19 protein-coding genes are annotated in these 24145 nt (G+C 58.7%); 15 read left to right on the top strand and 4 right to left on the bottom strand.

The annotated features are described in order from the left end of the window. Window positions 1-67: 67 nt before the first annotated feature. A complete protein-coding gene (glgX, locus tag WCA10_RS12830; RefSeq protein ID WP_472822912.1) occupies window positions 68-2209 on the bottom strand; it encodes a glycogen debranching protein GlgX in 2142 nt (713 codons plus the stop codon). Window positions 2210-2277: 68 nt separating this feature from the next. Further along, entirely contained in the window at window positions 2278-4374 is a 2097-nt protein-coding gene (locus tag WCA10_RS12825) for a PP2C family protein-serine/threonine phosphatase (protein WP_472822911.1), read from the bottom strand. A gap of 301 nt (window positions 4375-4675) precedes the next feature. On the opposite strand from WCA10_RS12825, the gene WCA10_RS12820 reads away from it, so the two are divergent. From WCA10_RS12820 to accC, 6 genes are all read left to right on the top strand, one after another. After that, on the top strand, window positions 4676-6082 hold the full coding sequence (locus WCA10_RS12820; RefSeq protein WP_472822910.1) for a M48 family metallopeptidase: 1407 nt from the start codon (window positions 4676-4678) through the stop codon (window positions 6080-6082). Between the two features lie 217 nt (window positions 6083-6299). Next, window positions 6300-7334, top strand: coding sequence for a tetratricopeptide repeat protein (locus WCA10_RS12815; protein WP_472822909.1), 1035 nt, complete (start codon window positions 6300-6302; stop codon window positions 7332-7334). A 258-nt stretch (window positions 7335-7592) separates the two neighbouring features. Next, the gene (locus WCA10_RS12810; protein WP_472822908.1) at window positions 7593-7856 is read left to right on the top strand and encodes a helix-turn-helix domain-containing protein; all 264 of its coding nucleotides are present in this window, start codon (window positions 7593-7595) and stop codon (window positions 7854-7856) included. A gap of 243 nt (window positions 7857-8099) precedes the next feature. Next, entirely contained in the window at window positions 8100-9167 is a 1068-nt protein-coding gene (locus WCA10_RS12805; protein WP_472822907.1) for a M24 family metallopeptidase, read from the top strand. Between the two features lie 38 nt (window positions 9168-9205). After that, window positions 9206-9700, top strand: a complete 495-nt coding sequence (accB, locus tag WCA10_RS12800) for an acetyl-CoA carboxylase biotin carboxyl carrier protein (protein ID WP_472822906.1) — start codon at window positions 9206-9208, stop codon at window positions 9698-9700. Window positions 9701-9837: 137 nt separating this feature from the next. After that, window positions 9838-11190, top strand: a complete 1353-nt coding sequence (accC, locus tag WCA10_RS12795; RefSeq protein ID WP_472822905.1) for an acetyl-CoA carboxylase biotin carboxylase subunit — start codon at window positions 9838-9840, stop codon at window positions 11188-11190. A gap of 107 nt (window positions 11191-11297) precedes the next feature. Here the strand turns inward: accC and WCA10_RS12790 are convergent, their stop codons facing one another. After that, entirely contained in the window at window positions 11298-12734 is a 1437-nt protein-coding gene (locus WCA10_RS12790) for a hypothetical protein (protein ID WP_472822904.1), read from the bottom strand. 446 nt (window positions 12735-13180) lie between these two features. Between WCA10_RS12790 and WCA10_RS12785 the strand changes: the two genes are divergently transcribed. The 8 genes from WCA10_RS12785 to WCA10_RS12750 all read left to right on the top strand — a co-directional run bounded on the left by WCA10_RS12785 (window position 13181) and on the right by WCA10_RS12750 (window position 22507). Beyond that, window positions 13181-15601 (top strand): c-type cytochrome, encoded by a 2421-nt coding sequence (locus WCA10_RS12785; RefSeq protein ID WP_472822903.1) that lies wholly within the window; start codon window positions 13181-13183, stop codon window positions 15599-15601. 49 nt (window positions 15602-15650) lie between these two features. After that, window positions 15651-17063, top strand: a complete 1413-nt coding sequence (locus tag WCA10_RS12780; protein WP_472822902.1) for an MBL fold metallo-hydrolase — start codon at window positions 15651-15653, stop codon at window positions 17061-17063. Window positions 17064-17170: 107 nt separating this feature from the next. Beyond that, window positions 17171-17668: a DinB family protein gene (locus WCA10_RS12775; protein WP_472822901.1), complete on the top strand. Its 498-nt coding sequence runs from the start codon at window positions 17171-17173 to the stop codon at window positions 17666-17668. Window positions 17669-17830: 162 nt separating this feature from the next. Beyond that, window positions 17831-18472 carry a thiamine phosphate synthase gene (locus tag WCA10_RS12770; RefSeq protein WP_472822900.1) on the top strand — a complete coding sequence of 214 codons (642 nt, stop codon included), beginning with the start codon at window positions 17831-17833 and terminating at the stop codon, window positions 18470-18472. 141 nt (window positions 18473-18613) lie between these two features. Further along, the gene (locus tag WCA10_RS12765; RefSeq protein ID WP_472822951.1) at window positions 18614-20122 is read left to right on the top strand and encodes an APC family permease; all 1509 of its coding nucleotides are present in this window, start codon (window positions 18614-18616) and stop codon (window positions 20120-20122) included. Window positions 20123-20239: 117 nt separating this feature from the next. Then, window positions 20240-21730, top strand: a complete 1491-nt coding sequence (locus WCA10_RS12760; protein ID WP_472822899.1) for an amino acid permease — start codon at window positions 20240-20242, stop codon at window positions 21728-21730. A 148-nt stretch (window positions 21731-21878) separates the two neighbouring features. Further along, window positions 21879-22124, top strand: coding sequence for a type II toxin-antitoxin system Phd/YefM family antitoxin (locus tag WCA10_RS12755; RefSeq protein WP_472822898.1), 246 nt, complete (start codon window positions 21879-21881; stop codon window positions 22122-22124). Next, a complete protein-coding gene (locus WCA10_RS12750; RefSeq protein WP_472822897.1) occupies window positions 22121-22507 on the top strand; it encodes a type II toxin-antitoxin system VapC family toxin in 387 nt (128 codons plus the stop codon). The genes WCA10_RS12755 and WCA10_RS12750 overlap by 4 nt, the downstream gene beginning before the upstream one ends. Before the next feature lie 7 nt (window positions 22508-22514). Here WCA10_RS12750 and WCA10_RS12745 read toward each other — a convergent pair whose 3' ends face one another. Beyond that, window positions 22515-22943 (bottom strand): BrxA/BrxB family bacilliredoxin, encoded by a 429-nt coding sequence (locus WCA10_RS12745; protein ID WP_472822896.1) that lies wholly within the window; start codon window positions 22941-22943, stop codon window positions 22515-22517. Window positions 22944-23051: 108 nt separating this feature from the next. On the opposite strand from WCA10_RS12745, the gene WCA10_RS12740 reads away from it, so the two are divergent. Continuing rightward, window positions 23052-24113, top strand: a complete 1062-nt coding sequence (locus WCA10_RS12740; RefSeq protein ID WP_472822895.1) for a UDP-N-acetylmuramate dehydrogenase — start codon at window positions 23052-23054, stop codon at window positions 24111-24113. The last annotated feature ends 32 nt before the right edge of the window (window positions 24114-24145 follow it).

Raw genomic sequence — 24145 nt, 5'->3', positions numbered from 1 at the left:
ATTCGCGGTGATCGGCGCCGTGGGACCGCGCACGCCGGTTTTCAGGGTTTTCGACCCTGCATCACCATTAGACCCCCGCGTCGCTGAGAACCTTCAGCGCCCGGCCTCCTACGATCACCGAAGTGCCAACGGCCGTTTCTGCAAATGGATCGGCGGTGTTTTCCGTATCGACCACCTGGCGCCAGGGCTTCACTCTCGGCGACTGAGGCAGTTCGAATTCGACTCCCTCCTCAGCGGCATTAATCAGTAGCAAAAAGCTGTCGTCCATAATCCACTTCCCATCCTCATCGGACACCTGCAGCGTACAACCGTTGAGCAGCAGCGCAATGGCGCGGGTCCATCGCGCGTTCCAATCCTCGTCTGAAACTTCATTCCCGTCTGGATTGAACCATGCCGCATCCTTTTCCAAAAGAACAACCGATCCGTCTGAGCGCCTGCGAACTTCACGGTCCTGAAAGAACTTCCGCCGGTGCAGGTTGAAATGCGCGAGTCGGAACTGGATGATCCGGCTGGTGAACTCGCGCAGACGCATGCGCCTCTCGTCGAGATTCCAATCCATCCATGTCAGTTCGTTGTCCTGGCAGTAGCAGTTGTTATTGCCCATCTGCGAGCGCGCCACTTCATCTCCGCCAGTCAGCATCGGCACTCCCTGCGAGAGCAAGAGGGTTGTCAGAAAGTTCCGCATCTGCCTTTCGCGCAGCGCATTGATCTCCGGATCATCGGTCGGACCTTCGACACCCATGTTCCATGAGTCGTTGTTATCCGATCCGTCGCGATTCTCTTCACCATTGGCTTCGTTATGCTTCTCGTTGTAGCTCACCAGATCGCACAAGGTGAATCCATCGTGTGCGGTGATGAAGTTGATGCTCGCGTACGGTTTCCGCCCGTCGAACTTGTAGAGGTCGCTCGAACCTGTCAGCCGATATGCAAAATCGGACAACTGGCCCGCATCGCCCTTCCAGAACCTGCGCACCGTGTCGCGATATTTTCCGTTCCATTCCGCCCACAAAACAGGGAACTGGCCCACCTGGTATCCGCCCTCGCCCACATCCCACGGCTCGGCAATCAGCTTAACTTCGGCCAGGGTCGGGTCCTGGTGGATCGTGTCGAAGAAGGACGACAGCTTGCTCACGTCGTGCAGTTCACGCGCCAGCGTGGCCGCTAGGTCGAAGCGAAACCCGTCCACATGCATGTGCGTAACCCAGTAGCGCAGCGAGTCCATGATCATCTTCAGCACCTGGGGATTGCGCACATTGAGCGAATTGCCGGTACCCGTATAGTCCATGTAGAACTGCGCATCGTCCTGCATGACGCGGTAGTACGTCAGGTTGTCGATGCCCTTCCAGCTCAGTATCGGCCCCATGTGGTTGCCTTCGCAGGTGTGGTTGTACACCACGTCGAGAATCACCTCGATGCCGGCCGCATGCAGCGCTTTCACCATCTCCTTGAACTCGCGCACCTGCCCGCCCTGGTCGCCGCAGGAACAGTAGCGCGACGTGGGAGCAAAGTAACCGAGTGTGTTGTATCCCCAATAGTCGCGCAAGCCTTTTTCGACGAGATGCCCTTCGTCGATGAACTGATGAATCGGCAGCAATTCGACCGCGGTGATTCCAAGATTCTTGAGATACGCAATGCTGGCAGGGTGCGCAAGCCCCGCGTAAGTCCCGCGAAGATTCTCGGGAATCTCGGGATTCCGGAAGCTGAAACCCTTGACGTGCAATTCGTAAATCACCGAGTCAGGCAGCGGAGTCTCGGGCCTGACGTCATCTGACCAATCGAATGGATCGTGAATCACGACCGACTTCGGCACTCCGCGCGCGCTGTCCTGCTCGTTGATTTTGAGAGGGTCGCCCGATGCGACATCGTAGGGAAAAACTGGTGCCGTTCGGTCGATTTGTCCCGCCAGCGCCTTGGCATAGGGATCGACCAGCGATTTCGCGGGGTTGAAGCGCATCCCGTGCTCGGGGTCCCACGGCCCGTGCACGCGGTAGTTATAAAGCTGCCCCGGTTTGATGCCGCTGACGAATCCGTGCCACACAAATGCGGTTCGCTCCAACAGCGTGACGCAGTCTGTCTCATTGCTGTCGGCGTCGTAGAAACACACATCCACGCGTTCGGCGCCTTCCGAGAAGAGGGCAAAGTTTGTGCCTTTTTTCAGTGCGGTTGAACCTAGGGGATAGGGCTTACCGGGCAGCAACGTTCGGCTCATTACGCTCTTCGATGCACGCGGCTTAGGAGCCGTTGTTTGTCGCGGTTTTCAAAGCGGGGAACGGGTCGCTACGCCGCCATTGCCTTTGTCAGCCGCCGAATGGTGAGGACCGTAATATCGTCTTCCTGTCCGAATGCTTTCGCCGCATCGGCAATATAGAACGCCGACTGGTTGCTGAGATTGTGGACGCGATCGAATCCAAACAATTCGCCCGACCCATGCCGCGCCTCTACCACGCCGTCCGACATCATCAGCAGCCTGTCGCCCGGATGCAGGTAGAGCCGCACCTCGTCGTAGGTCACATCGCCCAGCACACCCAGCGGCAATCCACCCGGCAGGCGAACCTCCTGCGTGTTCAGGTAGGGCGGCAGATGCCCGGCATTTGCGACGATGACTTCGCCGTCCGGGCCGAACCACGCAACCTGGCAGGTCGTAAAGCTGTCGCTTCCGATCAGAACGCGATTGAGCGACTCGAGAATCCGCGCCGGACGTTTTTCCTCAGAGCGGCGCAGCGCGCCCATCAGCATGGAAACATTCATTGCCGCCTGCAGGCCGTGGCCGGCCACATCGCCCAGGATCACCAGCAACCCGCCATCCGATGTGGGCTCCACATGGAAGAAGTCGCCGCCCACTTCGTTCGCCGGGTTGTACACCGAGTCCACCTCGTACCCCGGTGTCTCGACCTTCTCGCGCGGAATCATCAGCTCCTGCACGCTGCGTGCCGCGGCCAGTTCGCCGCTGGCTCGTTCCTGCTCGTGGTGAATGCGCAGGAAGCGCACGAAGATAATGACGATAATCGCCAGCAGACCAGTAAAGTCTGCGATCGCGGCGAAGTGAATGGGGATGGGCCCCGCCTGGATCGTCAGCGGCGACTTGTAGCTGCCGCCGCCAAACTCGCCCCAGCCGCCGGTCAGGATAGGCTCCGCAATTCCCACCATTGTCAGCACCAGGGGAATAAGCAGCAGACCCGCCTCAAAGTTGCGTTTGATGGTCGCAACAATCAGGGTGAGAAACACAAAGATGGCCCAGCCAATCATCCAGAGAATCGCGCAGACAAAAACGATAAAGAGTGCAACCGCGATGATCTTGTTATGACCGACCAGCAGAACCGTCGGAGCGATAAAAGCCAGAATAGGCGATGAGTAGCGCAGCAGCTTGATATACCAGCGCCGTTTCAGCGCCAGAAACGCCACCAGAAACTCGAAATAGAGGTAGGCGGAAATGAAAAGCAGTTGAAGATACAGCGCGCCGTACCAGATATAGTCGAGACGCGCCGAGCTTCCGGCCTGGTCAATAATGCCGATCGGCACCTGCACCAGTTCGTGCAGCGCCAGCCAGAGATACTCAGGATGGCCCCTCTGCGTAAAGTAGAGCGTGACCAGGAAGACCGACAAGAACAGAAGCAGAATTGCGATTACCAGGCGCGGCAGCCGTTCGAACAGCGTTCGCACCGACCACAGCTCGAGGGTTTGGTCGAGGTCGTCGGGATTGCCGAGGCGAAAGGTCCGGTTATAGAAGAAGTTGGTGTAGCCGGACAGGCCAAACGGGATATACAGCGTGCGAACCGCAAGCGTGAGCGAGGTTTCTGACGCCGGAATGTTCAGGTTGTAGAGCCGTGAGATCTGCTGATAATTGAAGCTGTCACTCGGATGCGGACCCTCGGGCAGGATTAACTTGCCGTTCGCAAACACGTCGGCGCCCGGCCCCGTGTTGGTAAGGTTCGGGGCGGTGCTCTGCGTTACGGGCAGCTCGATCAGCAGCGCAATGGGGCCATGGTTCGGGGCAAGCTTCACGTGCAGGCGGAACCATGCGTACTTGTCTTCGCGGTCTGGATGGTCAGAGTGGTCCGGTTCGTCCGTCGGCTCGGTCACGTCCGCAATGGTGCCTTTTCCGTCGCGGATCGCCCAGCCGGAGTCGTCAAATGCGGAATTTGCTGCCGCTGGATCGGAGGTAATTCCGACCCGCCAGCCCTTGTCCAGAACGATTGGCGATCCCAGGCTCGAGGCGTCGATTACCGAGGATTCCGGGGCAGCTTTGGGCGGAGCCTCGGCCTTGCGTGGGTGCCCGAATCCCGGAAAACGCGCACGCGGATGCGTCTGCAGCGCAATGCTTTGCACCGCGGCGAGTGTGAACACGGCAATGGCCCAGAACGATACCCGGCGCACAACTCCTCCAGAAATTCTTCGTGCTCTTCAATTTAATGCAGCCGGCTTCGCTGGCCCAAACAATGTGGATTTTGGGACCAATTTAGCCCCATGTCACCTCTCGAAATGGGCCAGCGCCACGGTGGCAGAGAATTGCGGTCGTATTTACCCTACGAAAATCTTGTAAACCCGGCTGCCAACTCAGCGCATACTAACGTCTAATGACTAGAGCGAAGCGGCAGAAGTGCGGGCAGTTGCATCGCAGAAAACAGAGCAGGCAGGCGGGTCAACAAGTCAGTAAGTCAGGTCCAGAGGTGAGGTCATGACGGCAGTATTTAGCAGTTTCAGGTCGGGCATTCTTGCAGCATTGGCGTTGGCTGTGGCCACCGCGGTCAGTGCGCAATCCGCACCTCAGTCAACACCGGCGAGCGACCCGACGGCAGCCCCGCCGGCCCAGACCACCCCGCAAGCGAATCCCCCGGCAACCACAACGCCGCCTTCAACCGAACCGTCCGCTAAGCCCTCTCCTGGCACGACCCCGGTAGCCGGCGACACGTCCGCACAGCCCGACGCCCAAACCAAGAGCAAAGACAGTGCGTCGAAAGACAGCGCGGATGCACCGGACTGCGTCCCCTCCGAAACAAGCGACAAGAAGGACAAGCACACCAAGAAGAAGGATAAAGACAAGGACAATCCCTGCCCCGCTGGCACGGAACCTGTCAAGGGCGATGTCGCCGCCACCAATGTCGATCTGGAAAAAGTCGTCGATGTGGGCAGCGATCCTGTCAAGGTCAAGCCGGGAAGCATCGACGACGTCGGCGCCGTGGGCAATCGTGACATTGGCGGGCGCGGTTTCGGCAACTGGTATTCCACTGACTCCGAGATCAAGATGGGCAAGATGTACGCCACCGAAATCGAGAAGAGCACCCGTTTCATCACCGATCCCGTCGTAACCGAATATGTGAACCGCGTCGGCCAGAACATCGTCAAGAACTCCGATTGCAAGGTGCCCTTCACCATCAAGGTCATCGATTCAGACGAAATCAACGCGATGGCGCTTCCCGGCGGATTCTTCTATGTGAATTCAGGTCTGATCCTGAATGCCGACGAGGAAGCCGAAATCGCAGGCGTCATGGCCCACGAGATTGCCCATGTCTGCGCTCACCACGCTGTCCGTGAGCAGACGCGCATGAACTACGCCCAGCTTGGCACCATCCCGCTGATCATGATGACCGGCTACAGCTGGACCGGCTATGGCATCTACGAAGCAACCCAATTCGCGATACCGCTCACCTTCCTCAAGTTTTCGCGCGACTTCGAGGCCCAGGCTGACTTCCTCGGCATCCAGTACATGTATCGTGCCGGCTACGATCCACAGGCCTTCATCACCTTCTTTGAGAAGGTGCAGGCGCTCGAAAAACGCAAGCCAGGCCTGGTGGCCAAGGCCTTCTCCGATCATCCCCAGACTCCTGATCGCATCCTGCACTCCCAGGAAGAGATTGCGAGAATTCTGCCTGCGCGCGATGAGTACACCGTCACGACGTCGGAGTTCGACGACGTAAAGGCCCGGCTGGCGCGCATCGAAAACAAGCGGCGCCTTCTCGACACCAAGGACAAGAACAAGCCCTCCCTCCGCCGCGCCAGCACCTCCGGCGATAAGAATGGTCAGGCCGGCGATGACAGCGGCGACGACAGGCCGACTCTCCACCGCCGCGACGATCAGAATTAACCTGAGCAGCACTTTTTCCTGGGCAGAAACGCCGCCGATTCTTTGGCGGCGTTGCTGTTTTCCACTGATTTGCTGAAGAATTGCCCCGTTCCGGCAAGAATTCAATTGCATCAAGTCGAATTTTCGGGGTACAGTTTCCCCGAATCTTTTCTGTTCCAAGCCCGCAACCTCGCTTCTGCTGCGCGGGCGAAACGCCTGAAGTGGCGGAGGTCGGTCGATGTGCACCCCAGCACAAGCTTCAGTGTCGGCGGCATCCCTGGTCGTCACAGTTTTTCTGTCCTCGCTGGTGACTCTGCCGTGCGCCTGCGCCCAGAATACAGATGCGACCCTGGCGCCTGCGGCCAGTACCGCGTCCGTGCAACCGGCCCTCAGGGTGGAGGGCAGCCCGGCAGGTTTTGAGGCCGATCCCAAAGAGGCAATCGCCGTAAACGATCTGCGCGCTCAGGCTCTCGTCCTCGACCGCATTGGCGCACTCTATTTCGCGCATGGCAGCCCGGCGGAGGCGCTGAAGGACTTTCAGCAGGTGCTTTCAATCGTGCGCAAGCTTGACGAGCACACCGCCGAGGCCACAGCGTTGTCCGATATCGGCGCCGCCAGCTTCGCCCTGGGACATAACGATGAGGCGCTCGATGCCTTCAAACAAGCGCTCCCCATCTGGCACAGATTAGGGAATGCGAATCGCGAAGCCGCAATTCTCGGCGATATTGGCGAAGTCTTTCGTGCGCTCAACGATCAGGACGAAGCATTGCACTTCGACCAGAAGGCTCTGCCGTTGTACGAAATGGCCGGCAACCGCAACGGCCAAGCCACGCTGCTCAACAACATGGGCCTTGTTTACTATGCCTCGAAGGACAAGAAGAAAGCGCTCGATGCTTTTCAAAAAGCACGCGAGATTTATCACAGCGGCATGAATCTCTCCGGTGAAGCCAATGCGCTGAATAATATTGGGGGGACCTACAATGCATTCGGCGAGACCCAAAAGGCGCTTGATCCGTTTCAACAGGCCCTTGCGATCCAGCGTCAGTTGGGCGACAGAAAAGCCGAGGCGACCACCCTGAACAATATGGGCACTGCCTACTCACACCTGGGTGACGCACGGCATGCCCTTGAGCTTTACAGGCAGGCGGAACCCGCTTTCCGGGCCGCGGGCGACGTGGCGGGAGCGGAAACCGTGGCCAGGAACATCGAGCAGATGTACGCCGACGGCCGGTATCGCTCTTCTCTGGGAGAAAAGCCAAAAGAGCACGAGTAAGCCGCCGGGGGACGAGGAGAAGCTCCTTCCAATTGGCACCATCCGGTTCAACGGTCCAACCCTTAGCGGACGGCCCGCCAATCAAATACCATAGGTTGCGGTTTCAGGGGGTAACAAGCACTCCGTGAAGCGGTTAGCACCCATCGGTACCCGGCAATACGCGGAGAATTCCGGAAAAACCCTTGAACTATCAGGCAAAACCGCGATATAAACAGGGTCACCGGCTCTCCTGCCGGAATCCCGCCTGGGGTGCCAGTCATGCGAAACTCCGCCGCCCGAACCAACCTGCTTGTCCCTGAAATCCGCGAAGTGATGGATATACGCCAGGCGTCGGATTACCTCGGCATCTCACCCGACACCCTTTATAAGTACGCCTCCGAGGGCTTCGTCCCAGCGTTCAAGCTGGGGAACCGCTGGCGCTTCAAGCGCTCGCGCCTCGACGAGTGGATGGATCGCCAGTCAGAAATCCAGGCCGCCGAGTTCAACCCGGAGATGAAGAAGCCCGTCAAGCCGGCGATGTGAAAGAGTAGCGACAAAGGGACAGAGGGAGAACTGTCGCAACGACTTCATTAGGCTACCAACCAACCGGCTCGCGTCAGGACAGAGACTTTCAAAGTTCAGTCGACCCGCCCCGCTTCCCTCTGTCCACTTTGCCCCCTTTGTCCCTACGTCCCTCTGTCCCCTCGTTCTCGTCTTTCAGTCCCTTCGTCCCAGCGTCCCTTGCGTGATATACCTTTCCGGATGGACCACGCACGCAGAATCGGGATGTTGCGTCGCCGCATAACGAAGGCTGGTCTTTCCAGCCTCCTTGTCACCCATCTTTCCGATGTTCGTTATCTTTCGGGATTCACCGGCTCCAGCGCGGCCCTCGCCGTCACGCGCCGCAGCGCACGCCTGTTCACTGACGGCCGTTACAAAACGCAGGCTGCCGCACAGGTGATTGGCGCACAAGTTGAGATCGTCACAGGGCCGCCCGCGATCGCCGCCGTGCAATGGCTGGCCGCACAACCCGGCGCCGAGTTCGCCGGATTCGATCCCGCTCACACGACCGTCGCCGAGCTCGCGCGCTTCCGCGCCGAACTTCCGTCAAAGCTGCGCCGAACCTTTCTTACTGCGCTCACCGCTCCACTCGTAGAACCGCTGCGCCTCGTCAAGGACGAAGACGAACTGAAGCTCGTGTCGCGGGCAGCGCTGATCGGCTGCGAACTCTTCGAGCATATTCTCACCATGATCCGGCCCGGTATTCGCGAGGTTGAACTTGCCGCGGAACTCGAACACGAGGCACGCGTTCACGGTGCAGAGGGCATGAGTTTCGAAACGATCGTCGCCTCAGGAGAGCGCTCCGCAATGCCGCACGGAAAGGCCTCGACCGCGCAGGTGCCGCGCAGGGGGTTGGTAACCCTCGACTTCGGTATAATCCGGGAGGGCTACTGCTCCGACATGACCCGTACTGTTTGCCTCGGCAAGCCAAAGGCAGAAGAGCGAACAGCGTACGAAGCAGTGTTGGAAGCGCAGGAAGCTGCTGTCGCAGCCGTTGCCGCAGGTGTCAGTTGCGGAGAAGTAGACGAAGCGGCGCGCAGCATCCTCCGCAGGGCGGGAATGGCCGACGCATTCTCGCATTCGACCGGCCACGGAGTTGGATTGGAGATTCACGAGTCGCCGCGAGTCGGTGCGGGACAGAAGACAAGGTTGCAGACGGGCATGGTTGTTACCATTGAACCCGGAGTGTATTGGCCGGGCAAGTTCGGCATTCGTATTGAAGACATGGTGGCCGTGACGCAATCCGGTGGCCAGGTGCTTACGCCGGCGCCCAAGGCTCTGATCGAACTTTGACTCGCTGACGCGCAGTTGTGCGCAGGCAAAAGGAACGAATGAAACCACAGGACATCAAGGATCTTCGAGAACTGATTGAGTTCCTCAAGCAGTACCAGGTTGCCGAATTTGACCTCGACCGCGGCGATATCAAGATCCGGCTGAAATTCGCGCAGGCTGCGGCGCCCGGCGCAAGCGTAGCCGACTTGGCCCGGCTTGCGGCCGCGGCCACGGTGGCTGCTCCGGTTGCAGCCTCTCCAGCGGCGCAGGCCACCGCGGTTCCGCCCGCACCCGCCGTCGATCCAGATGCCGGCTTGCACATCGTCAAATCGCCCATCGTCGGAACTTACTACGGCTCGCCATCGCCTGGAGCTCCTCCATTTGTCTCGCCCGGCGATCGGGTTGAAAAGGGCCAGGTGATCTGCATCGTTGAAGCCATGAAGCTGATGAACGAGATCGAAGCCGATGCTTCGGGTGAAGTGGTGAAATGCTTCATCAGCAACGGCCAGCCCATCGAGTTTGGCCAGCCCTTGTTTTCTATCCGCGAAAGTTAAAACGAAAATGGAGCGAGCACCGCTGGCGGAGTTCGCGGTGTTATCGCGCTTAACCATCTCAAAGCAATAATGCTCTTTGACTGAATCGGCTGTTCCTGACTCCGCTAGCCCCGCTAGCTTGCTTATTAAGGTTCTCAATGTTTCGTAAGGTCTTGGTTGCCAATCGCGGTGAAATCGCTTTGCGCGTGCTGAATGCGTGCCGCGAACTCGGAATTCGTACCGTCGCCGTCTATAGTGAGGCCGATCGCAATTCGCTCCACGTACGCTTTGCCGACGAAGCGATTTGCATCGGTCCACCGCGCCCCGCCGATAGCTATCTCAACGTGCCAGCCGTCATCTCCGCCGCGGAAATCGCGAATGTCGACGCGATTCACCCCGGCTATGGCCTGCTCAGCGAAAACGCGAACTTCGCAGAAGTCTGCCGCGCCTCCAACATCAAGTTCATCGGACCGCCGCCTGAAGTTACACGCCTGATGGGCGAAAAGGAAAAGGCCCGCCAGGCTATGAAGGAAGCCAAAGTCCCTATCCTTCCCGGCTCCGATGGCGTACTTTCCACTTCCGAAGAGGCCCAGGACGTCGCCCAGCATATCGGCTACCCCGTCATCCTCAAAGCCAAGGCCGGCGGCGGTGGGCGCGGCATGCGCATCGTGCGCACCGACGAAGAACTGCCCAACTTATTCCATGCCGCATCCTCTGAGGCCGCCAATGCTTTCGGCAACGGCGAGCTGTACATGGAGAAGTTCATCGAGCAGCCGCGCCACATCGAATTCCAGATTCTCGCCGACGAACACGGACACGTCACCACGCTCTTCGAGCGCGAGTGCTCCATCCAGCGCCGCCATCAGAAACTGATCGAAGAAGCGCCCTCGCTGCAGGTCACACCCAAAATGCGCGACGAGATCTGCAAGACGCTGCGCCATTGCCTCACGGAAATCGGCTACCAGAACGCCGGCACTGTCGAATTCCTGATGGACGAGGACGGCAAACTCTACTTCATCGAGATGAACACGCGCATCCAGGTCGAGCACCCGGTCACCGAGTTCATCACCGGCATCGACCTCGTGAAGGCGCAGCTACGCATTGCAGCGGGCGAGCGCCTCAGCGCTATTCTGCCGCAGAAGATTGAGATCAAGGGCCACTCCATCGAGTGCCGCATCAACGCCGAACACCCCGTCAAGTTCACCCCGTCTGCCGGAAAGATTACGGCATTCAACGTTCCCGGCGGCAATGGCATCCGCGTGGATACAGCGCAATATGCCGAAGGCGTGGTGCCGCCTTACTACGATTCGCTGATCGCCAAGCTGATTGTGCATGGTGTCGATCGCGCCGAAGCTATTGCCAAGATGGAGCGCGCACTCAAGCAGTTCGTGGTGCAGGGAATTGACACGTCAATTCCCCTGCACCAGGAGATATTCGCGGACGAAGACTTCCGCGCCGGCAAATTCGACACCAAGTTCATGGAGCGATTCCTGGCTCGGCGGCAGGCTTGAGGCTCTCTCGTTCTGCGAGACGGTGGGGCACGCCGGAGCGGCTTCCCATTCTACGTGGACGAAGACAAAGTAGCTGGTTTCTCAGTGCAATTAGAGGTGGGGACTACTCAAAGCGTTCTTAGAAATGCGATCAACGCTTTTCGATCCTCTTCCGACAACTCCAGTCCAAAGGGATGCCCTTTCACTGCATACGTCTTTGTGCCGTAGGGCTTAAAACCGGTGGGAACGTAATCATCGTGTGCTCGGCGGGGGTCGAACCAGTCTTCGAGTGTCGCACACCAGCCGCTATGCCCGAACATGCTCCGGTACCACACGCCCTTGAGTGATGGCACCTTGTAGTAGCCGGTTCCACGGCGGGTGTTGAGCGCAAGGCCGGGGTCTGTGTGGACTGAAGTCAGTGAGACGTTGTATAGGATCGCAGCGATAGGTGATGGCGTAAAGCCGTCGACGGGCGTGAGAAAGTTATTGGTGTAGAGTGGCGGCGTATGACAGCGGCCACAGCGTTCGCGCTCGAAAACCTCCTTTCCCTCGGCGGCCAACGCGTCGTATTTGTTTGGATTGGGTGGCGGCTTGAGTGAGTAAATGTAAAGCGCCAGAGCGTACAGTTGCGGGTCGCTGTAGCGTTCATTCACCTGATCCGGAGGCGGCAGTTTCTTGAATTGTGGAAAGTCCGCTGGAATAAATCCGTCGTAGCTGGCGAGGTCGTCTCCCCCCTGATTGAGTGCGGCATATCGCATGATGTCCTCGATCGAGCGATTCTGCTGCAATCCAGTGCGATCAAGGTAGAGACGGTCCTTGACGCCGATCAGATCCGGCACCTGCACCGGGTAAAGCGGCCCGGTTCGGTGGCGCGCGAGGACGCCGGGAGGGATCGGGTCATGCCTCGACGCGATGTCCTCGATCGACATCTCTTCGAGGCCCGCCTGCGGGTCTGGACGAACCCAGGGAGCCGCATAGAGAAGGCGTTCGAGTGTGCGGGCAACATCGGGGTAATCGCCGCCCTTGCGGTAGTTGTAGGCGAAAGCACGATCAAACGGAAAATTCCCTTGTGCGCCTTTCAGAGTCGATCCGTCCGGCATGACACGGGTGTGACACATTGCGCAGCCGAGGATGCCGATCTCCACCTTTCCCTTTTCGAAGACGAGGTACCGGTAGAACGGCACGGTACCGTCGGCGGCGACCGGGGTGCCTGTTTTGCGATAGAACTCCGGGTCTCGGACGTAAAGGCCTTCCGGCAAGCGTCCGCCGATCTGTCCTGTGGTCACCGGGGCGTCGAATACCATCTCTCCGGCCTTGGTCCAATCCGCGTCAGTCTTGAGAGGCGGTGCATGACGTTTATCGTCCCAAAGGACCACGGGCTCCTGCTGTTTGAGCCAGTCAATGTAGCCGGGTGGCTCGTGGCCAGGAGCGTATACCGGATAGCTCTTAAAAATTGGCCGCACAGGAATCTTGTAGTAGTAGGTGCTGGGAACCTGCTTGGGCGACCCTATTGGATTGGCCAGTGGCACCTCAAGTTTCGCAATTGTGGCGTCATCCCAAATCATCGGAATGATGCGCTCAGCGGGCGGTTCTTGTTGGTTTGAACTGACGCAGAATGCAGCGAGGGCACACGAAAGCGCCACAGTTGCGCAGAGAGAGTGTTTTGTCCTGACTCGCATCTTGGATTCCCCGAGGTCTGACTGAGCCCAAGCGCCCAGTTCCGCGGCGCACGGATGCCGTTCTTGTAGGAGAGCAGTAATTCTAACCCGAAGTTTTGAAGCAGTTCAATCAGGTTTCAACGTCATACCTTCCACGCCCTTTGCTGCGCCACGGGTGACTCGCCAGCCAGTTCATCGCATCAAGTGCTCCCGAAGTTGCTGAAATTGGCAAATATACGCACAGAGATGGCGGGTAGCCCACGCGAAGACGAAATACTGCGCCGAGCCTGCGCGCCCATCTCGCAGCGCCAGCCGTGTATTCTTGACCAGCCAAGCTGTTGGGCACTCTCTCGATGCTTTCCACTTCATTCCTGCGCTACGCAATTTATCCACTTCTCGTTGCGATCCTCACGCTGCCAAGCGGTCTCGGCCAAGCCCAGGCCCACAAGCAGACCGATTGGCCCGCTTACAACGGCGGCCTCGACGGCGACCACTACTCCGGGCTCACGCAGATCAATCGCGATAACGTCCACCTGCTGCGGCAAGCCTGGACCTACGACACCGGTGAGCAGGGAAGTATCCAGACCAACCCGCTCATCGTCGGTCGCACGCTTTATGCCTACTCGCCGAAGACTGAGGTCATTGCGCTCGACGCCGCTACCGGCAAACTGAAATGGAAATTTGATTCCGGCATCGTTGCAGGTCAGCCTGCGCGCGGGGTGACCTACTGGAATGACGGCGCACACGGCCGCATCTACGCTGCGGTCATGAACTTCCTTTTCTGCCTCGACGCCGAAACCGGAAAGCTGATCCCACGCTTTGGCGAAAGTGGTCGAATCGATCTGCGTAAAGGCCTCGGCATAGACGGTGTAAAGACCGACTTCAGCGCTCTCTCCATCGCGCTCACCACACCGGGCGTGATCTACAAAGACATGATCATTGTCGGCGGCCGCGAGCCGGAAGCACATCCCGCTCCGCCCGGATATATCCAGGCCTTCGATTTGCGCACAGGTGCGCTCCGCTGGGTCTTTCACACGATCCCGCTGCCCGGTGAGCCCGGTTATGAAACATGGCCGAAGGACGCATACAAAAATGCGGGCGCGGCCAATAACTGGACAGGCATGGCGCTCGACGCCGAACACGGCATCCTTTATGCGCCCACAGGCTCCGCGGTTATGGATTTTTACGGCGGCGATCGTATCGGCAACGATCTTTACGCCGACTCGCTTCTCGCCCTCGACGCCAACACCGGCAAACGCCTCTGGCACTTCCAGGGCGTGCACCACGACATCTGGGACCGTGACTTTCCTTCGCCGCCGGCGCTTTTCAGCATCGTGAGAAACGGCAGGCGCATCGACGCCATCGCGCAGACCACCAAGCAGGGTTATCTCTACCTCTTCAACCGCATCACCGGCGAGCCGCTTTTTCCAATCCACGAGCTCAAGTATTCGGCGAGCACTGTTCCCGGTGAAGTGGCCTCACTCACGCAGCCCAAGCCAGATGCACCCGAACCCTACGCGCGCCAGCAGCTAACAGAAGACATGCTCACCACGCGCACACCCGAAGCGCATGACTTGGCCGTCAAAACATTTCGCACCTTCCGCAATGGAGGACAGTTCTATCCCATGTCCGTAGGCCAGCAGACGGTTGTCTTTCCCGGCTTCGACGGTGGCGCCGAATGGGGAGGCCCGGCAATCGATCCCGTCCATGCCGTCATCTACATCAACGCAACTGAGATGGCCTGGACCGGCGGACTTGTTCCCAGCACAGCAGGCAGTCCCGGCGAAGCCGTATATCAGAGCCAGTGCGCCATGTGCCACGGCGTAGATCGCGCCGGCTCGCCGCCGACCTTCCCATCGCTGGTCGACATCGAAAAGCGCATGCCTGCCGACAAGGTAATCGACAAGATTCACCAGGGCGTTGGGCGCATGCCGTCTTTTCCCAATATCGAAGGCGAACGCCTCAACTCGCTTGTCTCTTACCTTCGGAGTGCAGGCGCTGCTGCACCGCCGAAAGAATTGCAGGCGGCACCGGCGCCAGCGGCGGCTTCAAAACCTGGGGCAGATCCCGCGGGAGAGAAGGTTTACAGCGAGCAATGTGCCGCTTGCCACGGCGATCACATGGAGGGCATCGCGCCTTCGCCGCAACTGGTCGGGCTGGGTGCACGCATGAACGCGGCGCAAACCACCGACATCGTTCAGAAAGGCAAAGGCCAGATGCCCGCGATGGATGTGAAAGGCCCTGAACTCGAAGCTTTGCTCCGTTTCCTGCAAGTCGCTCCGGCCGTGAAGTCGCAGGATTCGAACCCCGAAGAGTGGTCGAACAAGTACACCTTCACCGGCTATCGCAAGTTCCTGGACCCCGACGGTTACCCCGCCATCGCGCCGCCATGGGGAACACTGAATGCCATCGACCTGAAGACCAGCAAATATCTCTGGAAGGTTCCGCTCGGCAATTACCCTGCGCTCGCGGAGAACGGAATGACGAACACCGGCACGGAGAACTATGGTGGTCCTGTTGTCACTGCGAGTGGAGTCCTCTTTATCGGCGCTACCGTTTACGACCACAAGCTGCGAGCCTTCGACACCGCGACCGGCAAGCTGCTGTGGGAGACCGACCTGCCCTTCGCCGGCGTTGCCACACCCTCGACATACATGATCGATGGCCGCCAGTACGTCGTGATCGCCGCCAGCAATGCGCGTACTCCCAACGCTCCGCAGGGAGGAGCGTACGTGGCTTTCGCGCTGCCAGAAACGACCTCGAAACAGCATTGAGATTCATGCTGACCGTTGCGAAAAGCGGGTGCTAGACTCGCAGGAGCCTATGATCCTGAAACAGTATTATCTTGGCTGCCTGGCGCACGCTTCATACCTGCTCGGCGACGAGCAGAGCGGCATTGCGGTAGTGGTCGACCCGCAGCGCGACATCCAACAGTATGTGGCTGACGCCGAGAAATTCGGGCTCCAGATCCGCCATGTCTTTCTCTCTCACTTTCACGCGGACTTCGTGGCCGGCCACCTCGAGCTACGCGACGCGTGCGGAGCTACGATTCACCTTGGTTCGCGGGCGCAGGCGGAATACGCCTTCGTTCCGATGAACGACGGCGACACCCTTGAATTTTCCGGCATGCGTTTGCAGGTTCTGCACACACCCGGCCATACCATCGAGTCCATCTCGATCCTGGTCTTCGATCTCGCCAAAGACAAATCGAAGCCCTTCGCGGTGCTCACCGGCGACACGCTTTTCATCGGCGACGTAGGACGGCCCGACTTGCGTGCCTCCCTCGGTTGGACGGCGAACGAACTGGGCGGCCATCTCTACGACTCATTGCACACCAAGCTGCTCCCACTGCCCGACGAAGTTCTGGTCTGCCCCGCCCACGGAGCAGGTTCTCTCTGCGGCAAAAAGCTTTCGTCTGACACCGTGTCGACGCTCGGCGATCAGCGCCGCTTCAACTACGCGCTCAAGCCGATGAGCAAAGACGAATTCGTGCGCCTCGTGACCGCGGATCAGCCGGACGCGCCGCCCTACTTTACGTATGACGCGATTCTGAACACACGCGAACGCGCCACACTCGATAAGAATCTCGAAGAAGTTCTGAAGCCCGTCGAACTCGACGAGGTTCTTCAACTCGGCGACAAAGGTGCGCAGATTCTAGACGTGCGCGATCCTGCCGAATATGCCAAGGGCCATCTTGCGGGCAGCATCAACATCGGTCTCGGCGGGCAATACGCCACGTGGGCAGGTACGGTCCTCGATCGCGCCAAGCCGATCCTGATCGTTGCGGAGCCAGGCCACGAACAGGAAGCCGCCGTGCGCCTCGGCCGCATCGGCTTCGATCACATCATGGGCTACCTGCGTGGCGGCATGGCCGCGCTAGCCGACCGGCCCGATCTCGTTTGGCCAACGGAGAGGACCGGTGTTTTGATCGCTGCTGAAGAGTTGGAAACGAGTAGCCCACCTTTTCTGCTTGACGTCCGAGGACCGGGAGAGTGGGGAATGAAACACATCAAGGGCAGCATCAATGTGCCGCTCAATCACCTCCAGGAGCGCATCGATGAGGTGCCACGCGACCGCCGCATCGCGGTGCACTGTGCGGGTGGCTACCGATCGTCTATCGCGGTGAGCATCCTGCATCAGCACGGCATCACCAATCTCATCGAGATCGCTGGCGGTCTGGCGGCATGGGACGCGGCTGGATTGCCAGTTGTGTCGGAAGGAGTGCAACCGCTCTAGAAACCGGTTCCTTGTGGCAGCGAACCAGTTGAAACAATTATCGCTTTTTCTTCGCCCTTTCACAGGAATTCGTTGTATGCTGGCCTTCGCAACGTGGAGGTTGCATCATGGACTTTCAAAAGGAACTTATTGCTGAATACGACCGCGAGACTGACCGCACGCGGAAGACCCTCGAAGCTATCCCAGAGGACGCCGACTTCGCCTGGAAGCCCCATGCCAAGTCGATGGCCCTCGGACGCCTTGCGTCCCACGTGAGCGATACCAATGGCGACTGGGCCATTCACACCATCGCCCATGATCGGCTGGAATGGACTCCGGAGATGAACCCGAAAGATCCAACCAACAAGAAGGATTTGCTGGCGCGCTTTGACAAGCAAGTAGCTGAGGCCAAGTCCGCCCTGGCCGCGATGACCCCAGCCAAGTGGGATTCAAACTGGAAGTTTGTTGCCGGCGATCAAACCTGGATTGACGACACCAAGTACAACGTCTGGCGCACGTGGGTGCTGAATCACCTCGTGCACCATCGCGCGCAACTCGGCGTGTACCTGCGCTTGCTGGATAAGAAGGTTCCCGGGATGTACGGCCCGTCGGCTGATGAAATGTGAGAAGAGCAGGGAAAAAGGGACCGAGAGAACAGGAATACAAGGGAGCGGGGAACAGGGAGAAACGGGCCGGGATTCGACTTCTCGCGCAGCGAGGATTTTGATGAATCGCCGGCCATTTCATCACTTCCTGGGTATTTGGCTACGCCGCTTTATGCTTGACGCATGAAGTTTGTCTTTCCGAAGGTCTATCCCATTCTTGATTCCTCGATCATTCCGTCCGCGCGCCGAGCCGAGTTCCTGAACGAACTTGGGTCTTCTCTGGCCCTTGCCGGCGTGACCCTGCTCGAATACCGCAATAAGAACGGCACAGACGACGAGATCGTTGCCGACGCACGGATTTTGCGCACGGTGCTGCCGCCCGAGAAAGTAAAGCTGATTCTCGATGACAGGGTTGATTTGGTTGATGCAGTTGAATTTGATGGCGTACATGTCGATGCAGGTGATATGGCACCCGTCGCGACCCGCCGATTGCTCGGGCCAGACAGAATTGTCGGCGTCTTCGGCGGAAGCGATGGGCTGCTGCCTGGAATCCTGAAAGAACCGGCGGACTATTTTGCGATCGGTCCGGTCTTTCCCACGCGGACCAAGCATACAGAGAAGCCGCCCATCGGCATCGAGGGCGTTCGTCGACTCCGCGAACAAGCCGGACCCAATGCCGTTCTAAGTGCTGCTGCCGGAATCACTCTCGAGACAGCAAAAGCTGTGCTCAGCGCGGGCGCAAGCATGGTCGCCGTATCGGAAGCAATCTTTCGTGCGCAGACACCGGCCGCCGAGTTCCAGCGTTGGATTGATCTGCTTGGGTGAGCCCTGATGCCTGAGCGCCCGCTATTTGGTCAAAAATTACGCAAGACAATTCTTTTAAATTCAGATAAAACAAGCCAAGTGGCAACTCCCAAACTCACCTCAACTGAAGACTCCGCCGCGGCGACCCACGTAGCGCCCAAGATGGTGCAGACGCTGGGGCTTTTCAGCTCCACCGCGCTCGTTGCCGGCTCGATGATCGGCTCCGGCATCTTTCTGGTTGACGCGGACATTGCCCGCACCGCCAACTCGCCCGCGCTCGTCCTCGGGGCCTGGGTCGTTACCGGCATCCTGACGATGATCGGCGCTCTGAGTTACGGCGAACTTGCCGCGATGATGCCCAAGGCCGGTGGACAGTACGTCTACTTGCGCGAATCGCTGGGGCCGCTTTGGGGATTTCTCTACGGCTGGACGCTTTTTCTGGTGATTCAAACAGGAACGATTGCCGCCGTCTGCGTTGCGTTCGGCAAATTCCTTGGCGTCTTCTTCCCGACCATATCAACCATGCACTGGCTATGGCATATTGCACATGTTCCGCCCATCAAGATCGGTCCCATGGTTCTGGGCAACATGGACATCGGTGTTAACACCGCGAATCTCACTGGCATTGTGATCGTGTTCTTCCTGGCCTTCGTGAATATGTTTGGCCTGAGGCTCGGCGCGATGATCCAGAACGTGTTCACCTCTGCTAAAGCTTTGTCGCTCGCAGCTCTGGCGCTGCTGACGCTTACCATCGGGCGCAACGCGACAGCAATGGCCGCCAACTTCGGCCAGGGATGGAGCGAATTCTGGAAGAACGCCGGATGGAGCGACATGCATCCCGTGCAGGTCGGAATTGGCGGACCCACCGTGTTCGTAAATCTGCTCGTGATTCTCGCGGTGGTGCAGGTTGGCTCGCTTTTTTCCGCAGACGCGTGGAACAACATCACCTTCACCGCAGGGGAAGTGAAGAATCCGCGTCGCAACATTCCGCTCTCGCTCATCATGGGCACAGGATTCGTGGTGACGGTGTACTTTCTTGCCACACTCGGATACCTGATGGTACTGCCGATGCATGGCGACCCGCATGGTGCGACTGCAATGGCGCGTGGCCTGCAATATGCCGCGGAAGATCGCGTGGGAACGGCAGCGCTCGCGGTGGTCTTTCATTCCGCCGGAGCTTACCTGATGGCGGCAGCCATCCTCATCTCAACCTTCGGATGCGCCAACGGTCTATCGCTGGCTGGCGCGCGTGTCTACTACGCCATGAGCCAGGACGGCCTCTTCTTCAAGTCCGTCGGCAAGTTGAGCGAGAAATACAAGACGCCGTCGGTGGGGCTTTTTGTGCAGGCGTGCTGGACAGCGCTGTTGTGCTTGTCGGGCTCCTACAGCCAGTTGCTCGACTACATCATCTTTGCCGTGCTGGTGTTCTATATCCTTACGATTCTCGGGCTGTTTGTTCTACGTGTGAAGCAGCCGAATGCCAGTCGGCCGTACAAGGCGCTCGGATACCCCGTGCTGCCCGCGCTCTATATCGTCATGGCTTCGTGGATATGTATCGTATTATTGCGGTACAAGCCCCAATACACATGGCCGGGCCTTGTTCTCGTTTTGCTAGGGATCCCGGTGTATCTCTTCTGGTCGCGGCGTTCTCAACCCCGAACGCAGGAATAACAAACCGTACCTAAAGTCGTCCCGGAGGATTTCTCTCACTCATGTTCATTCTTTGTTGCAATCACAGGAACTCGGCGCTTCGCTCTGAAGAGCGCCATTGCGTTGCGGAGGAGATGCATGGCTAACCGGTTATTCGCCACTAAGCCCATCAATCAAATCATGGCGGAAGCAGCCGGAGGCGGCGAACACGGCCAGTCTCTGAAACGGGCGCTCGGGCCCATCAATCTCATCACCCTCGGAATCGGCGCGATTATCGGTGCGGGGATCTTCGTTCTGACCGGCACCGCCGCAGCGCAGTTCGCCGGCCCCGCCATCGTGATCTCCTACATCATTGCGGGCATCGGGTGCGTCTTCGCCGGCCTCTGCTACGCCGAGTTCGCTTCAATGCTTCCCATCGCCGGCAGTGCGTACACCTACGGATACGCCACCATGGGCGAACTTGTGGCCTGGATCATCGGCTGGGCCCTGGTGCTGGAATACGCCTTCGGCGCGGCGACCGTAGCCGTTGGCTGGAGCGGATTCGTCAGCAACCTGGTGAGTTTTTTCGGTGTAGCCTTGCCGTTTAACCCCAACCCCAAGTTCGCTGTTTCGCTCTTTGGTCATGCGCTCGCTGGGCAGGTGGACATCTTCGCGTTGTCAGCGCTCGTGATCATCACCATCATTCTTGTCGTCGGCGTCAAGGAGTCGGCCAACTTCAACAGCGCGGCGGTCATGATCAAAGTCTCTGTCGTGCTGATCTTCATCGGCCTGGCGTGCATGTTTGCCTTCGGACACTGGCCGCATATGAAGGCCAACTGGCATCCGTTCATCCCCCCGAACTTAGGACACTTCGGCCAATTTGGATGGTCGGGCATCATGCGCGGCGCGGGGGTAGTGTTCTTTGCCTATATCGGGTTCGACGCGGTATCAACCGCCGCGCAGGAAGCCCGCAATCCGCAAAAAGACATGCCCTTCGGTATTCTCGGATCGCTCGTGATCTGCACAGGGTTGTACATACTGGTGGCCGGGCTGCTGACTGGGTTAATCAACTTCAAGGACCTCAATGTTGCGGCGCCGGTAGCCGATGCTGCCCATGTCATCGGCGTGGGCTGGGCGGTAGTTCTTATCGACCTCGGCGCAATTGCCGGCCTCGCGTCGGTCATGATGGTCATGATGCTCGGCCAATCGCGCGTGCTTTACACCATGTCCCGCGACGGCCTGCTGCCGAAGTGGGTGGGGCAGTTGCATCCGAAGTTTTGCACGCCGTATAAGACCTCCATCATTGTGGGCATCTTTGCCGCAACTCTCGCTGCATTCTTCCCCATCACGCTTCTCGGGGAACTGGTGAGCCTCGGCACTCTGCTTGCATTCAGCATCGTCAGCATCGGAATCCTGGTGATGCGCGCAAAACATCCAGAGATGCCGCGGCCGTTTCGTACCCCGCTGGTGCCCTTGGTGCCGATCCTCGGAGTCGTTGTCTCCTTGTCGCTGATGTTGTCGCTCGATGCGCCGGCATGGATCGGCTTCGGAAGCTGGCTTGTCTTCGGCCTGTTCATCTACTTCGGCTACAGTCGCCACCACAGCAAGGTGCAGCAGTCGCTGCCCGAGAAGGCAATCGCAGGAGATTGATCCAGAGACGGTCAGCGATAGGAAAGGGAAATACGAACGGCCTCCTTTACGGGAGGCCGTTCTGCTTTGAGCTGAAACTGGGATTTCAACTTGCATAGCGGCTGCCTATTGAACTAAACTAAGTGGACTTAGTTTACCTGGAGCGCCCATGCGGACCTTCAATATTCACGAAGCAAAGACGCATCTCTCCCGCCTCGTCGATGAAGCGGAAAAGGGGGAGCCCTTCATTATTGCCAAGGCGGGAAAGCCAAAGGTGAAGGTAGTGCGGATCGATGCAGCGAAAACCAGGCCGAAGAAGCGAATAGGATTCTTGAAGGGAAAGATTAAGGTTCCGGACGATATCAAGACGCCGTTTGCCGATGAGATCGAGAAGATGTTCTACGGTGAAGAGTGAAACTCCTTCTTGACACCCACCTTCTGCTCTGGGCGAGCGAAGGGCCTTCTCATCTGTCGGCGACCGCCAGAAAACTGATTGCCGATTCCGCGAATGAATTAATCTTCAGTGTCGCAAGCATCTGGGAGATCGCGATCAAGCATGCGAAAGGCTTCCCCAGCTTTCAAGCTAACCCTGGGCTCATTCGTGATTCGGCTCTTCAGAACGGATATACAGAGCTGGACGTCACCGGGCGGCATGTCTTGGCGATCCAAAATCTTCCGCCCCTACACAAAGATCCATTCGACCGCATTCTGATTGCGCAGGTGATGGTCGAAGGGATCACTCTGTTGACGGCTGACCAAACGATCGCTCGCTACCCCGGTCCGATTCGCAAAGTGTGACGATCGATCACGCCGAAGTTTTGGCACAGAACTCGTCGAATGCGCGGACCAGTTCGCCGGCAATCTGCTGCGCTGTGGCCTGCTCGATAACAAAGCGCTGCATCAGGTAAACCAGCTTGCCGTCGCGCAGAATGGCGATAGCCGGTGAGGTCGGCGGATGGCCTTCAAAATAACTGCGCGCCTTTTCTGTGGCTTCGCGGTCCTGGCCGGCAAAGACGGTGATTTTGTGGTCGGGCCCATTCTGCGTGTTGGAGAGCGCGAGCCGCACGCCGGGACGCATCTTGCCTGCGGCGCATCCGCAGATCGAATTGACGACCAGCAGAGTTGTTCCGGGCTGCGCGAGAGCTGCGTCCACGTCTTCAGCGGCGCGGGCTTCGTTGATTCCAGCGCGGGTAAGCTCTTCGCGCATCGGGATGACCATGATTTCTGGGTACATGTAACCTCCGGCAAGGGGTCTTGGGGCTTGTAGCCGATTGCCTGTCTCTATTCTACAGAAGACCGTACTTGAACCCGGCGATATGCGCACTGGTGTAGCCTTGCATCGATGCGCATTGAAGAGAACAAGCAACTTGCGCCGCTCACGACGCTGGGCATTGGCGGCTCGGCGCGGTGGTTTGTCTCGGCCGAGTCCGAGGCTGATATCCCGGAAGCAGCCGCATGGGCGCGCGATGCAGGTGTACCTCTTTTCGTGCTCGGCGGCGGAAGCAATCTCCTTGTTGCGGATGCGGGATTCCACGGCCTGGTGCTGCACATGGCGCTCAAGGGAATTCGCATTCAGGAGGGGGTCGCTAGTTCTAATGAGCGTGTCTACCAGGTGGCAGCCGGTGAAGAGTGGGATCATTTTGTACAGCGAACCGTGGATGATGATTGCGCGGGGCTTGAGTGCCTGGCCGGCATCCCCGGCACCGTCGGTGGAACGCCGGTGCAGAACGTCGGCGCCTACGGCCAGGAAGTTTCCAGTGTGATTGATCGCGTGCGCGCCTTCGATCTGCACGAGCATATCTTTGAGGAGTTCAGCGCCACCGACTGCGCCTTCGCATATCGGCACAGCCGGTTCAATACCACGGAGCGCGGACGGTATGCGGTGACAAGCGTCCAATATTGCCTCAAAGAGCATGGCCACGCCACCCTGAAATACATAGACTTGCAGAGAGCTTTTGCGACCAACTCCATGCCCACCCTGCGCGAGGTCGCCGAGGCGGTTCGTGGCATCCGCAGGTCAAAAGGCATGCTGATCGACGATGGCGATTCGGACTGCCACAGCGCCGGCAGCTTTTTCAAGAATCCGATCGTGAGTGCTGAGCGGGTCGGTGAGGTGACGTCGGCGGCCGGTGTTGAACCACCGCATTTTCCCGCCGGTCCTGGCAACGATGGCTGCGTGAAGTTACCTGCAGCCTGGCTGATCGAAAACGCCGGATTTACAAAGGGCTATGCGCTCGGTTCCGCGGGAATCTCAAGCAAACACACGCTCGCGCTGGTGAATCGCGGCGGCGCAACGGCGGCGGAAATGTTGCTACTTGCCGACAAGATCCGAGATGCCGTTGAGGGTAAATTTGGAATTCAACTCCAGATGGAACCCGTGATGCTGGGCTTTGATAAGTCCTGATTTTTCGAATCTCTCCAGCTTTGCAGGATGCT

Origin of the sequence: Occallatibacter sp., from assembly GCF_049582745.1 — a bacterium.
GTDB lineage: Bacteria > Acidobacteriota > Terriglobia > Terriglobales > Acidobacteriaceae > Telmatobacter.
This window is presented reverse-complemented; position numbering and strand designations above follow the sequence as displayed.